Source organism: Paractinoplanes rishiriensis (genome assembly GCF_016862375.1).
Lineage (GTDB): Bacteria > Actinomycetota > Actinomycetes > Mycobacteriales > Micromonosporaceae > Actinoplanes > Actinoplanes rishiriensis.
Genome location: NZ_BOMV01000006.1, coordinates 1 through 13,739, shown reverse-complemented (window position 1 = coordinate 13,739; position 13,739 = coordinate 1). Strand labels below are relative to the sequence as shown.

General features: G+C 70.6%; 14 protein-coding genes. 5 read left to right on the top strand and 9 right to left on the bottom strand.

Annotated features, from left to right (window positions below; translation table 11 throughout):
• Window positions 1–37: 37 nt before the first annotated feature.
• The 6 genes from Ari01nite_RS03285 to Ari01nite_RS03260 all read right to left on the bottom strand — a co-directional run bounded on the left by Ari01nite_RS03285 (window position 38) and on the right by Ari01nite_RS03260 (window position 5,122).
• Window positions 38–415 carry a hypothetical protein gene (locus tag Ari01nite_RS03285; protein WP_203779119.1) on the bottom strand — a complete coding sequence of 126 codons (378 nt, stop codon included), beginning with the start codon at window positions 413–415 and terminating at the stop codon, window positions 38–40.
• Window positions 416–487: 72 nt separating this feature from the next.
• Window positions 488–1,243, bottom strand: coding sequence for a carbohydrate ABC transporter permease (locus tag Ari01nite_RS03280; RefSeq protein ID WP_203779363.1), 756 nt, complete (start codon window positions 1,241–1,243; stop codon window positions 488–490).
• A 50-nt stretch (window positions 1,244–1,293) separates the two neighbouring features.
• Window positions 1,294–2,079, bottom strand: coding sequence for a carbohydrate ABC transporter permease (locus tag Ari01nite_RS03275; RefSeq protein WP_203779364.1), 786 nt, complete (start codon window positions 2,077–2,079; stop codon window positions 1,294–1,296).
• 98 nt (window positions 2,080–2,177) lie between these two features.
• Entirely contained in the window at window positions 2,178–3,443 is a 1,266-nt protein-coding gene (locus tag Ari01nite_RS03270) for an ABC transporter substrate-binding protein (RefSeq protein WP_203779117.1), read from the bottom strand.
• A 118-nt stretch (window positions 3,444–3,561) separates the two neighbouring features.
• The gene (locus tag Ari01nite_RS03265) at window positions 3,562–4,581 is read right to left on the bottom strand and encodes a LacI family DNA-binding transcriptional regulator (RefSeq protein WP_203779116.1); all 1,020 of its coding nucleotides are present in this window, start codon (window positions 4,579–4,581) and stop codon (window positions 3,562–3,564) included.
• A gap of 292 nt (window positions 4,582–4,873) precedes the next feature.
• Window positions 4,874–5,122 carry an SCO4226 family nickel-binding protein gene (locus tag Ari01nite_RS03260; RefSeq protein WP_203779114.1) on the bottom strand — a complete coding sequence of 83 codons (249 nt, stop codon included), beginning with the start codon at window positions 5,120–5,122 and terminating at the stop codon, window positions 4,874–4,876.
• A gap of 109 nt (window positions 5,123–5,231) precedes the next feature.
• Here Ari01nite_RS03260 and Ari01nite_RS03255 point away from each other — a divergent pair, with 109 nt between their 5' ends.
• From Ari01nite_RS03255 to Ari01nite_RS03240, 4 genes are all read left to right on the top strand, one after another.
• Complete coding sequence (locus Ari01nite_RS03255) at window positions 5,232–7,946, top strand: ATP-binding protein (protein WP_203779113.1); 2,715 nt, start codon at window positions 5,232–5,234, stop codon at window positions 7,944–7,946.
• A gap of 77 nt (window positions 7,947–8,023) precedes the next feature.
• The gene (locus Ari01nite_RS03250; protein WP_203779111.1) at window positions 8,024–9,208 is read left to right on the top strand and encodes a hypothetical protein; all 1,185 of its coding nucleotides are present in this window, start codon (window positions 8,024–8,026) and stop codon (window positions 9,206–9,208) included.
• A 32-nt stretch (window positions 9,209–9,240) separates the two neighbouring features.
• On the top strand, window positions 9,241–9,588 hold the full coding sequence (locus Ari01nite_RS03245; RefSeq protein ID WP_203779109.1) for an MmcQ/YjbR family DNA-binding protein: 348 nt from the start codon (window positions 9,241–9,243) through the stop codon (window positions 9,586–9,588).
• Window positions 9,589–9,702: 114 nt separating this feature from the next.
• On the top strand, window positions 9,703–10,653 hold the full coding sequence (locus tag Ari01nite_RS03240; protein WP_203779107.1) for a DUF3558 family protein: 951 nt from the start codon (window positions 9,703–9,705) through the stop codon (window positions 10,651–10,653).
• 33 nt (window positions 10,654–10,686) lie between these two features.
• On the opposite strand, the gene Ari01nite_RS03235 is transcribed toward Ari01nite_RS03240, so the two are convergent.
• On the bottom strand, window positions 10,687–11,823 hold the full coding sequence (locus tag Ari01nite_RS03235) for an epoxide hydrolase family protein (protein ID WP_203779105.1): 1,137 nt from the start codon (window positions 11,821–11,823) through the stop codon (window positions 10,687–10,689).
• Window positions 11,824–12,125: 302 nt separating this feature from the next.
• The gene (locus Ari01nite_RS03230) at window positions 12,126–12,725 is read right to left on the bottom strand and encodes a TIGR03086 family metal-binding protein (RefSeq protein WP_203779103.1); all 600 of its coding nucleotides are present in this window, start codon (window positions 12,723–12,725) and stop codon (window positions 12,126–12,128) included.
• A gap of 62 nt (window positions 12,726–12,787) precedes the next feature.
• Here Ari01nite_RS03230 and Ari01nite_RS03225 point away from each other — a divergent pair, with 62 nt between their 5' ends.
• On the top strand, window positions 12,788–13,210 hold the full coding sequence (locus tag Ari01nite_RS03225) for a MarR family winged helix-turn-helix transcriptional regulator (RefSeq protein WP_239162436.1): 423 nt from the start codon (window positions 12,788–12,790) through the stop codon (window positions 13,208–13,210).
• On the opposite strand, the gene rnhA is transcribed toward Ari01nite_RS03225, so the two are convergent.
• Entirely contained in the window at window positions 13,193–13,645 is a 453-nt protein-coding gene (rnhA, locus tag Ari01nite_RS03220; protein WP_203779101.1) for a ribonuclease HI, read from the bottom strand. The two genes, Ari01nite_RS03225 and rnhA, sit on opposite strands and share 18 nt — an antisense overlap.
• Window positions 13,646–13,739: the final 94 nt, after the last annotated feature.

Sequence of the window (13,739 nt, the reverse complement as noted above, 5' to 3'; positions counted from 1 at the left end):
CCCATCCTTCCCGAAAAGGGCGCGGGCCGCAGCCTGGTCAGAATCGGACGATGGCCACGGCCGGGAGCACCATCAGCAGGGTCAGCACGACGAACATGCCACCGAGGCCCGGCCGCCTGTTCTTGGTCGCGGCGACCGCCGCCACGAACGGCCCCAGGATGGTGAAGAACGCGGCCCAGTCGAAGATCGCGTCGCCGCGTCGTCCGCCGGTAAGACCAAAGATCAAGAGGATGGGTACGATGACCAGCCAGGTGAGCAGGATCGCGATGATTCTGAGGTGTAGCTGGGTGCGGCGTGCACCCTCGGTCGGGTCTTTCTCCAGCGCAAACGCCATGCGTGCGGCGAACCCGTCGGCGGGTTGATCTTCCGGGGTCACGGTGCTGACTCTATTGCCGGAACGATGTTCGCGCCTCATCCGCCCGGGACATTTCACCCGTACTGATCGACCTTGACGGAACCGGCCATCAGCCCTTGACGGAACCGGCCATCAGCCCTTCACGGAACCGGCCATCAGGCCGCCGATGAACCACCGGCCCAGCAGCACGTAGACGAGCAGGGTCGGCAGCGACGTGATCAGGGCGCCGGCCATCGACGCCGCGTAGTCCGGTGACTGGGCGCCGGCCAGCGCGTTCAGGGCGATCGTGATCGGTCCGTTCCGGGTGCTGGACAGGAAGATCGCGAACAGGTAGTCGTTCCAGGCCGAGGTGAACTGCCAGATCACGGTCACCACGAAGGCGGGAGCGGAGATCGGCAGGATGATCCGGGCAAACGTCCGCAACAGCCCGGCCCCGTCCACCCAGGCCGCCTCGACCAGTTCCTCGGGCACCGTGGTGGCGTAGTAGTTCCGGAAGATCAGCGTGCAGATCGGGATCCCGTACACGCAATGAACGAAGACAAGGGTGGGGATGCCGGGCGGGATACCGATGGTGGTCACGATCTCGCGCAGCGGGATCATCACGGCCTGGTACGGGATGAACATGCCGAACAGGATCAGCGTGAACACCACGTCGGCACCGGGGAAGCGCCAGCGGGACAGCACGAAGCCGTTCGCCGCTCCGATCACCGAGGAGATCACCGCGACCGGGATGGCCAGTTGGAAGGTGCGGACGAAGGACGGCTGGAGTGACGTCCACGCCTTGGCCCAGGACGCCGTGGTCCAGTTCTCCGGCAGGTTCCACTGGCTGGCCACGCCGATGTCCGAGCCGGCCTTGAAGCTGGTCACGATCAGCACGTACAGCGGCATGAGGACCAGCAGCAGGAAGATCAGCGCCAGCCCGTACCGGACGATCCGGCTCACCTGGCCCGCTCCGCCCGGCTCGTCCAGACCAGGTAGGGCACGATCACGACCGCCACCAACAGCAGCAGGATGATCGAGATTGCTGCCGCCTTGGCGTAGTCGCTGGTCAGCAACGTCTGCCAGACATAGATCGCGGGCACCTCGGTGAGCCACTGCGGCCCGGAGACGCTCATGATCAGGTCGAACATCTTCATCGACATGTGGCCCAGGATGATCAGGGCGGAGAGCGCCACCGGGGTGAGCTGCGGGAAGATCACGTTGCGGTAGAGCCGGTACGTGCTGGCGCCGTCCACCGCGGCCGCCTCCCGCAACTCCTGCGGTATGCCCCGGAAGCCGGCCAGGAACAGCGCCATCACGTACCCGGAAAGTTGCCAGATCGCCGGCATCGCCATCGACGCCATGCCCCAGTCGGGGTTGGTCCACCAGGCGCTCTGCAGGAAGTCGAGGTGCAGCGCGCCGAACACGGCGTTGAGCCCGCCGGCGTTCTCGCCCTGGTTCGGGTTCATCAGCCAGCGCCACACCACGCCCGAGGCGACGAACGACACCGCCATCGGAAACAGATAGACGGTGCGGAAGAAGCCCTCGCCGCGAATCCCGCGCTCCAGCAGGAACGCCCAGAGCAGCCCGAAGAACATCGCCCCGCCCAGGAACACCACCGTGAAGATCAGCAGGTTCCGGAGCGAGTGCGTGAACCGGTCCTGAATGTCGTTGGTGAACAGGTTGGTGTAGTTCTCCAGCCCGACGAAGCCCTTCGACCCGCGGGCGTTGTGCTCGTCGGACATCGAGACCTTGGTGGTCCAGGCGATCAGGCCGTAGACGAAGACGGCGAGCAGGATGAGCGACGGGGAGAGCAGGAGCAGTCCCGGCCCCCAGCGACGCCTCACTTCTTGACGAACTGGCCCGCCGCGGCGACCAGGGCCTTCTGCAGCGCGGCGACGTCCTGGTTGGTGCTGAACGCGCCGAACGCCGAGTTGGCGGCATTCTGCCAGCCCTGCGAGCAGGCCGAGCCGTGCGCACACGACGGCACCTGGGTCGCGGACTTCCAGTCGGCCATCGCGGCCTGCTGGTACTGCGGGTAGTCGGCCGGGGTGGCGTCGGTCCGGGCCGGGATCGAGCCCTTCCTGGTGTTGAACGCCTTCTGCCCGGCCGCCGAGCCGACCGTCTTCAGCCAGCACTTGGTGCCCTCGACGTTCGGGGCGCCCTTGGGCAGCACGAACGAGTCGGCCAGCCACTGGAAGGTGGTGCCGTTGCCCGGGAAGGTGAACCAGCCGTAGTCCTTGAAGCCCTTGGCGTCCAGGTCGGCGGCCTCCCAGTCACCCATCAGCTGGTAGCCGGCCTTGCCGTCCATCACGAGCTTCTCCGCGTCGGTCCAGTCGAGTGCGTCGCGGTCGGTGTTCGCGTACGTGAGAAGTTGCTTGAAGTCGTTGATCGCCTTGCCGACCAGCGGGTCGTTCCAGTCGGTCGTCCCGTTCCACAGCCCGGTGAACTTCTCCGGGCCGAGGTCGGTGATCAGCACCGACTCGAACAGCATCAGCTGCGTCCAGTCCTTGCCCAGAGCCAGCGGGGTGGCGATGCCCTTGGCCTTGACCTTGTCGAGGTCGGCGAGGAATGCGGCCAGGTCCTTGGGTGCCTCGGTGATGCCGGCGTCGGCCAGCACCTTCTTGTTGGTCCACACCACGTTGGCCCGGTGGATGTTTGCCGGCACCGAATAGATCTTGCCGTCCACCGTGAGGTTGCCGATCAGGCCGGCCGGGAACGCCTGCTTGAGGCCCCAGCTGTCGTAGTCGGCGCTGATGTCCTCGATCTGGCCGGCGTCGATGTAGTCGAGCAGTTCCGCGCCCGCGTGTGCCTGGAACGTGTCCGGCGGGGTGTTCTGCTGGAGCCGCGAGGCCAGCACGGTCTTGGCGTTCGCACCGGCGCCGCCGGCCACCGCGCCGTTCTCGAAGGTCTGCCCGGCACAGTCCGTGCCGAACTGGGTGACCAGGCCGTCCAGGCCCGCCTTCTCGCCGCCGTCGGCCCACCAGGTGAACACTTCCACCTTTGTGGAGCCGCCCTCGCCGCCGTCGTCATCGGACCCGCAGGCCGAGGCCGTCAGCAGCGCGGCCACACCCACGAGAGCCACCACAGCCCGTCGAGACATCCGCATGGGGCATCCTCCCATCGAGACATTGACATCGTTGTCAAGCGCGTCGGGAAATACGCTGCCGTCTTAACTGCACAAGCGTCAACGGTTGTTTCCGTGTCGTTACGTGCGGAACTTTGCGTCAGCGTGGCGGTCGTTCGCCTGACCCGCGTGCAGTGATAGATGTCGAAATGACAATGGTTCGCGCCGGTCCAGTATGGCCGTTGATGCGTTCCTGCGCGAGGCGTGCGGCCTCGCGTCCCATGGCGCTCATGTCGTGCGCGACCACCGTGGTGCCCAGCACGTCGGCCAGGTCGAAGTCGTCGAAGCCGATCAGCGCCGGCGGCTCGGCGAGCCCGCGCATGGCGCGCAGGGCGCCGGTGGTCAGCCGGTTGTTGGTGGTGAAGATCGCGGTGGGTGCGGGCTCGAGCGAGAGGAGTTCTTTGACCGTACGCTCGGCGTGCCGGACATCGTGGACCTCGGTGCGCAGGTACGGCTCCCAGGCGTCGTTGCCGGCCGCCCGCATGGCCCGGACGAAGCCGTCGATCCGCCCGCGCTGCGGTGCCATCCGGGCCAGGTCGGCCACCATCGCGATGCGGCGGTGCCCGGCGGCCAGCAGGTGCTCGCCGGCCGACTGGGCGCCGCCCGCGTTGTCGATCAGCACGCAGTCCGCGGCCAGCCGGTCCGGCGGCCGGTCCAGGAAGACGAACGGGACGCCGCGGCTGCCCTCGACCGAAAGGTACTCGTGGTCGTTGCCGCTCGGGATGACCAGCAGCGCCCGGACCCGGCGCTCCAGGAACGCCTCGACCAGGTTGCGCTCCAGGTCGGCGTCCTCGTCGTTGTTCGCCGTGATCAGTAGCAGCCCGTGCTGGCGCAGTTCGCGCTCGATGCCGCTGGCCACCGCGGAGTAGAACGGGTTGGCCAGGTCGCCGCTGACCAGCCCGACCAGGGCCGAGGTGGCGCCGCGGCGCAGCTCGCGGGCGATGCCGTTGAGCCGGTATCCCAGTAGGTCGGCGGCGTCACGGACCCGGGCGCCGGTGGACGGCGCGACGTTGGGCTCACGGTTGAGCGCGCGGGAGGCGGTCTTGAGACTGACGCCGGCGAGCGCGGCCACCTCGGTCAGCGTCGGCCGGCGGGCGGCGGACGCGTCGTCGGCGGGCATGGCGCACAGTATGACATCGATGTCTGAGCACGGGCCGTAGCGGGTCCGTGACGGCTGGCGGCGGCGCGCCCCCCTCGAGCGCGCCGGCCGCGGCCGGGGTGGGGTGGCCGCGCCTCGGCCGGCATCGGTACCGGTTGCGAGGCGCGGCCTTCCGTCGTCGAACCCACGCCGAGTGGGGCAAGGTGACCCGGCGCGGCCCTGTCACCGACTACGGACTTTTCTTTCCCCTGCACTCCATTCGGGGCCACCCGGTTCACGGATGATCCAGATCTATGTGATCCAGGCCACAGCCTTACGCCTCGGCAGTGATCTCATAGATCTCGGTGGTCGGGTGCCCGGCCCGCTCGTGGATGCGCAGCACGGCCTCCTTGCTGGGCCCGCTGCTCAGGCAGAACACCTTGCCGGACTCCGGGTCGAGCCAGGCCCGCTCGAAGTGCACGCCCTCCTCGCCCTCGATCTTGAGGTCGGCCTCGTGTGCGGCGTCCAGCTGCTCGGCGGTCACCCCGACGAAGCCGCTGTGCACGTCCATGAATTTCGCCATCATCGCTCCTCGGTCGGTCATCGTTGAGCGGAAGCCTGCCCGCGCGACGGCAGTCGGACATCGGTCATTGCACCTAGGAACGCGCCAACCGGTGACCTAAAGTCGCTGCGTGGAGACGGCCCACAGCAGCCCGGTGCTGATCGGCCGGGCGGATCTCGTCGCGCTGGCAGCGCGCCGGCTGACCGCGGCCGCCGCCGGGCGGGGCGAGTTGCTGTTCCTGGCCGGCGAGGCGGGCATCGGGAAGACCCGGCTGCTCGCCGAGATCGTCCGGCGGGCCCGTGCCGACGCGTTCACGGTGGTCACGGCCGGTGCCGCTCCCGGCGACGCCGAGGTGCCCGCGGGCCTGCTCGCCGACCTGGCCGCCGCGATGTGCCGGCAGCCGCCCACCGCCGAGGCGGGTGCCCGGATGGCGGCCCGGCTGCGCTCCTCCGCCGACGAGCCGCGCCGGTTCCTGGTCACCGGCCTCACCGACCTGGTCGCGGCGGCGGTGGCAAAACCGTTGCTGGTCGCCCTCGAGGATCTGCACTGGGCCGACGACCTGACCATCGAGGTGCTGGGCCGGCTCGGCCGCCGGGCGCCGGAACTGCCCCTGCTGCTGGTCGGCACGTACCGCAGTGACGAGCTCTACCCGCGGGTGCCGATGCGGCAGTGGCGCACCCGGCTGCTCACCCAGCGGCAGGCCGAGGAGGTGCGGCTGACCCGGCTCAGCCTCGACGACACCGCGGCGATGGCGGCCGCGATCGCCGGCGGCACGCTGCCGGGCACGGTGACCGGCGCGGTGTTCGCCCGCAGCGACGGCATTCCGCTGCACGTCGAGGAGTTCCTGGCTGCCCGGGACCGGGTGCCGGACACGCTGGCCGACGCGGTGCTGGCCCGGGCCGAGCAGCTCACCGACGGTGCCCGCGGCCTGGCCGGGGTGGCGTCGGTGCTGGGCCGCTCGTTCGACCTCGACCTGCTCACCGCGATCACCGGGGACGACAAAGGCGCGGTCGACGACGGGCTGCGCGAGCTGGCCGAGCGGTTCTTCGTGCAACCCCAGCAGGACACGTACGACTTCCGGCACGCGCTGATCCGGGACGCGCTCTACGCCGACCTGGCCCCGCACCGGCGACGTGAGCTGCACGCCCGGGCCGCCGCGGCGGCGGCCGCGGCCGGGTTCCCGGCGGCGTTCGTGAGCGACCAGTACGAGCGGGCCGCCCGGCCCGGACTGGCGTTCGCGCACGCGCGGTCGGCGGCCGGCGAGGCGGCGGCGATGTCGGCGCACCGGGAGGCGGCCGAGCTGTACCGGCGGGCGCGGCGGACCATGCCGGTGGAGTTGCCGGCGGTGGAACGGGTGGAGCTGTGCACGGCGCTGGCCCGGGAACTGGCCACGGTGGACGAGAACGAGGCGGCGGCCGAATGCTTCGCCGAGGCGTACCGGCTGCGGCTCGAACTGGACGATCCGCTGGGCGCCGCCGAGCTGGTGCCGGACTGGGTCGCCGTACGCCATCTGCTCGGAGCCGACCTGGACGAGCGCACGGCCATGCTGCGTGGTGCGCTGCCGCTGATCGCGTTCCGCTCCGACGATCCGGCCCAGGAGGTGCGCGCCGGCATCCACGCGGCGCTGGCCGCGGCGTACATGCTTGATCGTCGTTTGGGTGAAGCGGTCGAGGACGGCGAGCTGGCCCGGTCGATCGCGGTCGAGGACTGCGACCGGGCGATGCGCTGCAACCTGGACGCCACGCTCGGCTCGGTGTTCCTGTTCGCGGGCCGTCTCGACGAGGGCTACGAGCTGCTCGAGGACTCGATCGCGCGGGCGACCGGGTGGCGGTTCGAGGGGCAGGCGGCGCGCGGCTACCGGATGCTCGGCTCGTCGGCGTCGGTGCTGGTGGAATACGACCGCGCCCTGCGCTGGCTGTCCGAGGGCATCGCCTACGCCGAGCGGGTCGAGCAGGTCAACGACCGGCACTACCTGGTGGCGCACCTGGCCCACGTGCGCTGGGCGATCGGCGACTGGGACACCGCGTCGGTGGCGGCCGCGCAGGCGCTGGCCGAGGGCGGCGGGATCACCACCCGGATCACGGCGCTGCACGTCCTCGGCTATCTGGCGATGGGCCGCGGTCAGCTGGCCACGGCGGTCGAGCACCTGTCCGAGGCGGCGTCGCTGGGTGCCGGCATGCGCGAACTCCAGCGGGTCTCGCCGGCCTGGTGGGGACTGGCCGAGGTGGCGCTCCTCGGCGGCGACGTGGCCACGGCGATCGCCCGCTGCGAGGAGGGTTTCGCCGCGTCGGCGCGGGTCCGGGATGCTGCATATCTTTTCCCGTACGTGGTGACAGGCGTCCGCGCATACCTGGCCTCGGCCGGACCGGACGCGGCCCGGCAGTGGCTGGGCCGGACCGCCGCGCTGCTCACCGAGCGGGGGATACCCGGGACGCTGGGCGCGGTGCCGCACGGCCGCGGCCTGATCGAGCGGCACGAGGGCCGGACCGGGAAGGCGCGCGAGTCTCTGTCGTCGGCCGCCGCGTTCTGGGCTCAGCGGCGGCGGTTCTGGGAGGGGACGGCGGCGCTGATGGAACTCGGTGATCCGGCCGCCGCGCAACGGGCGTATGCGGCGGTCGGTGCGGCCTGTCCCACGTATCTGGACGTTCCCGCGGCACGGTCAACTCTGTCCGCCCGGGAAATCCAGGTGGCCCGGCTGGTGGCGTACGGCCTGACCAACCGTCAGATAGCCGCGGAGCTCACCATCGCACCCAAGACGGCAGCCGCCCACGTCGAACACATCCGCACCAAACTCGGCGTGTCCCGGCGCGCGCAGATCGCCGCGTGGGTTGCCACACAGCGCTGATCGCCCCAGCTCATACGATCGGGGTACGTCAAACGGGCCATAGCTGCCGGTCTATCCACTGGTGAGAATCTTAAGGCATGACCGCGCCCGGCAACTCCGCCCTGCTCGTCACCCTGCTAGCCGTGTTCGTGGCCTGCTCCGCATACGCGGCCGGGCGCCTGCACCAGCGCTACCAGATGGAGCGGGACCGCGAGGAGGCCTACCGCGACGGTTACGACACGGCCACTCGCAGCGTGTTCAGCCTGGCGGCCCGGGTCATCGCGCCACGCCGCGCGGTCCGGGCGTCGGTCCCCGCGCTGCCCACCGGTTCGGGCCGTCCGGGCGACTCGGCAACAAGGCCCGGCCCCGAACCAGCGGGGGATCCCGCTGCGCCCGCCACCCCACCGGGGCCGGCGAGCGGCGCGGCGGCACCGGGTAGCCCGGACGGGGTGGTGTCCGGCACGGCAATGCCGGGCGAGGGCTCAACCCCCCACCCGGTACCGGGCTACCCGGGCCTGCTCCGCCGCGCCGCCGTACCCGGCACGAACCCCAAGCCGGTCCCGGAGCCGAACGGCCCGGAGTCGCTGGGCTTCCCCGCCCCGCCCCCGCCGCCACCGCGGGTGGTGGCCGAGGCAGCGGCGGTGGGCGGCGTGGTCTACCAGCCCTTCCCCGACCCGCGCCTGCTGGCCGACGCCCCCACCGAGCCGACCGGTCACGCACCGGCACCGCGCCGCCTGGGCAACGTCCCCGCAGGGCCCACAGCGCCCACCGGTCCGGCACCGACACCGGTCCGGCTGGGCGACGCCCCCACCGATCCGAGCGGCCACGCACCGACACCGGTCCGCACAGCGCTCCATTACTCCGCGGGTGTCCCGCAGTCGCTCGCCGATCTCGATCCGGCGGTGCCGTCCCGGGGTGGCAGGCCGCGCGCCGGCCGCGGTCCTGCCTCCAGCCCGGGAGTGCCGCCCGCCGATGCCGAGCCCACGGCCGCACCGGAAGCCTCGTCGGGCCGGCACACCGTGCCGGACGAGTTGGTGCAGGCCACGACGTACCGCCTGCCGCCGGACCGGATCTTCCGAGCCAGGGTGCCGGACTCCACACTGCCCGATGAGCCGACCACGCGCCTGTCAGCACCGTCAGCGTCGGCACCGGCAGCACCGTCAGCGTCGGCACCGGCAGCACCGTCGGCGTCGGCACCGGCAGCACCGTCGGCGTCGGCACCGGCAGCACCGGCAGCGTCGGCACCGTCGGCACCGTCGGTTCCCAAGCCCCGCAGGCACTGATTTCTGTCATACCCCCGGGCTACGGTCTCGGCATGGTCACCGTCGACGACGTCCGCCGGGTCTGCCGAGACCTGCCCCGCAGCGAGGAACACCTGATCCACGACCGGGTGAAATTCCGGGTCGGCCAGATCGTCTACCTGGCCTTCTCCCGCGACGAGACGGTCATGGGTTTCGCCTTCCCCAAGGAGGAACGTGACGCCCTGATCGCCACCGGCCCACGCACCTTCCACCTCCCGCGCGAGTCCGAGCTGAGGTTCAACTGGGTGCAGGCCTGGCTGACCGCACTCGACGAGCCACAAATGACCGAGCTGGTCCTCGAGGCCTGGCGCATGGTCGTCCCCAAGAAGGTCTGGGCCGCCCACCTCCCCCGCCTGGCGTAGCCGGAAAGGCTGAACTTCTCCCGCATCCGTGTCACTTCCCGCCCGCACCTGTTGGCGAGCTCCCACCCACCCGCGACCCTGATCAGACATAACGGTCGCAATCCAGGGGAGCAGATGAAGCGACACCCGTCCGTCCCGTCCACCACCCACCCAACTCCGCACACCCACCCCCGCGACCCTCACGCCACCCCGCCCCGCGACCACGCCGTCGCCGCTCTGCTCCCGCCGCCGGTGAGTGCCCGGCACGCTCTGCTCCCGCCGCCGGTGAGTGCCCAGCGCGCTCCGCTCGCGGCGCGTGTCGGTGTCCACATCGCCCCGCTCCCGGCGCGTGTCGGTGTCCACATCGCCCCGCTCGCGGCGGGTGACGGTGTCCACATCGCCCCACTCCCGGCGCGCGACCGCATCCTCGCTGCTCCGCTCCGGGCGTGCGACCGTCCGGCCGCCCCGTCCGCAGTGGCCGGACACGCGGCTGCCCCGCGCCGGTCCGGTGCCAGGGGGCGGGCCGGGCGGCTGGCCGGCGGCGCTCGTGCCCTGGTGGTTGCCGGCGTGGCGGTGGTTGCGCTCGGTGGGTGCGGGATGGTGGGCGCGGGCGGTGACGGCAACGGGGCTGCGGCCGCTACGCCGACGGCTACCGGGGCGGCCGGTGGGGCGAAGGAGGAGTCGGCGGTCAGTGGGTTCGGGTCGGTGAAGGAGTCGGGTGACATTCCGGATCCGTGCACGCTGCTGAGCGAGTCCGACGTGGCCCGCCTGACCGGGCGGGACGTCACGCAGGTCGACCGGGACGGCGCCGACGACGGGGAAGCGACCCGGTACTGCCAGTGGCAGCAGGACGGCGGGCAGCTCGCGCTGTTCCTGTCCCGCACCACCAAGGCCGACTTCGACGCCCAGATCGCCGACGCGGAACCGGTGGACGGGGTCGGCGAGGACGCGTTCTTCCAGGCCGGACACCTGTACGTGCTGTTCGGCTCGGTGCAGATCGACGTCTATTCGCGCGGCGGCGCGGACGACGCCGCGAACCTGGCGGACGCCAAGAAGGTGGCCAAGGCCGTCATCGCCAAGATCTGAGTCGCGGGCGGGACGGGCGAGGCCGTGTGGTGGTCATGTCAGGTGCGCGGCGGCGGCGCGGATTTCGGACACGAACAGGTCGGGCTGTTCGAAGGCGGCGAAGTGGCCTCCTCGGGCGGGCTCGTTCCAGTAGCGGATGTTCGGAAAGCGGCGTTCGGCCCAGCGGCGGGACGGGCGGGGGTTTTCACGGGGGAAGATGGAACAAGCCGTAGGGGCCTTGATGACGTCGGTGGTGCCGGTGCGGAAGAGGGCCTGGATCTCGGCGAAGCTTTCCCAGTACAGCCGGGCGGCGGACGCACCGGTCGCGGGCAGCCAATAGAGCATCAGGTTGTCGAGCAGCCGGTCGCGGGTCAGGACGGATTCCAGGGTGCCGTCGTGGTCGGTCCACGCGTGGAACTTCTCGACGATCCAGGTGAGCAGTGCCGCGGGCGAGTCGACCAGGCCGTAGCCGATGGTCTGCGGGCGGGTGGACTGCACGGCCGAATAGCCGTCGCCGGACGCGGCCGCGGTCAGGTCGGCTATGGCGGAACGCTCAGCCTCGGTGAGGTCGTCGAGCGTGGCCGGATCGGCGGCGACCAGCGGGGGCATCAGGTGAATGCCGTGCAGGCGGTCGGGGTGACGAGCGGCCACGGCGGTGCTGACGCTCGTGCCCCAGTCGTGGCCCTGCGCGATGAACCGGGCGTAGCCGAGCCGGGCCATCAGCTCGGCCCAGGCGTCGGCCACCCGGTGCACCGTCCAGCCCTCGCCGACCGGTTTGCCGGAAAAGCCGTATCCGGGCAGCGACGGGCAGACCACGTGGAACGCCGGATCACCCTCGGTCAGCGGCGCGATGACCTCGGCGAACTCGACCACCGAGCCGGGCCAGCCGTGGGTCATCAGCAGCGGGATCGCGCCGGGCCGCCGCGACCGAACATGGACAAAGTGGATCGGCAGACCGTCGATCTCGGTCCGGAACTGGGCATGCCGGTTGAGGCGGGCCTCGGCGGCGGCAAAGTCATACTGCAAAGACCAATAACTGCAAAGATCGATCGCGTACGCCAGAGGCGTGCCCTGCCGCCAGCCGGACACGGTCGCGCCCTCGGGCCATCGAGTGCGGCGCAGCCGATCACGCAGGTCGGCAACCGCCTCGGCGCTGATGGTCACCCGGAACGGGTGGATCGGATCGGCCATGGCTTCTTCTTAACAGCGCCCTCCGACAGTTTTGCGGGTACGCATGGTGGCGAGGCCCGGGCGGCGCGCATCCCGTGATGCGGCAGCTCGCCGGGAACATATCCGACAACTGCTTCTTTAACCGGACGCCGATGGGCCCGCCGGGGCCGGATCTTGGCGATCTGCGGTCATGCGGTCATCGCCGAACAGCAGATCGACAACATCGCGTCGCGGACGCGCCGGCGGGGACGTTTGCCAAAGGGCTGGGCGAGTGCCGTACGCCGGGCGAGACGTGACCGCGCGGACTTCGCCCCGGAAGCTGTCTAGGTGGTGGGGGTCGATGGCTGGGGCGTTGCGGACCAGGCGGGATTGCGGCCCAGCAGCAGGAGTGCCTCGGTTAGGGGGTCGGCGTCCGGTGGGACCGGGAGTGCGGGGGCGAAGGGGGCGTTGGGGGCCTCGCGGTTCGCGTCGGTGGGGATGGCTCTGGCCACGGAGAGGGTGATTGCCATCGCGGCTGGGTCGGGGATGTAGGCGGCGTCCAGGGAGCGGGCCAGGTCCCAGCCGTGGATCACGTAGTCGACCAGGTGGAAGGTGATGGCCTGGCGGGCGGGGAAAGGCTGGGGGCCCAGTTGCGTGAGGGTGAACTCGCGATTTAGTACATCGGGGGCGGCGAAGGCCGTGAGCACCAGGTCGCAGGCGGCGGCGTAGTCGCGTACGGGATCAGGAAAGCGCTCGGGAATCGCCTGGCCGGAAGCCGCCGCAGCAAAGCTGCGATGTTCGGATGTCATGTGCGCCAGCAGGGTGCGCAGGTCCCAGCCGGCGCAAGGGGTGGGGCGGGTCAGATCGGCCGGGGAAATGTCGGTGGTGAGCGGTACGGTGGCCCGAACCGCGGCGGCGTTGGCGGCGATGAGATTAGTAGGCATGCGCTTATCATCCGCGCCAGCTTACTATCTCGTCAACCGCATTCGACGGGTAGGAAGATCCCGTGGCGGAGTACGAGGGAGACGAACGGGCCGACCTGGGCGTTCTGGTGATGCGCCTGGGGCGTCGCCTGCTGGACATGGAGCAGCCGATCCTGGCTCGGCACGGTGTGTCGATGTGGGGATACGCGGTGCTCTGTGGGCTGGCTGGCGGGCCGATGCGCACTCAGGCCGCGCTGGCGGCGAGCATCGGTGCGGACAAGACGCGACTCATCCCGATCCTGGACGGCCTCCAGGAACGCGGGTTGATCGAGCGGGAACCGGATCCGGCGGATCGCAGGGTTCGGCTGCTCGGGCTGACATCCGACGGGCGGCGCCTGCAGCTGGCGGTGCAGGCCGATGTCCGGGCGGGGGAGGAGGAATTATTGGGCGACCTGACAACTGAAGATCGGGCCGCTTTCCTGCGGGCGCTAGACGCGCTGTCCTAGCGCTTCCTGGAGGCCGCGTGCCGCCAACCGGTCGGCGCGCTCGTTCTCCGGGTGGCCGGCGTGGCCCTTCACCCAGTGCCACTGCACGTCGTGGCGGCTCACCGCGGCGTCCAGGCGCTGCCACAGGTCGACGTTCTTGACCGGCTGTTTCGCGGACGTCAGCCAGCCGTTCGCCTTCCAGCGGGGCAGCCACTTCGTGATGCCGTCGCGCACGTAGATGCTGTCGGTGTAGAGCTTGACGACCATCGGCGCCCGGGTAAGTGCCTCAAGAGCGCAGATCGGTGCCATCAGCTCCATACGATTGTTGGTGGTGGCCTCGGCCGTGCCGCCGCACAGGTCCTTCTCCTTGCTGCCGTAACGCAGCACGGCTCCCCAGCCGCCGGGGCCGGGGTTCGGGATGCACGCCCCGTCGGTGTAGATCTCCACCACCGTCATGTGTGCACCCTACCGACCGGTGGAGAGTGAGGGCCGCGCTGAGTGAGGGTCGGCAGAGTGAGGGTCGGCAGAGTGAGGGTCGGCAGAGTGAGGG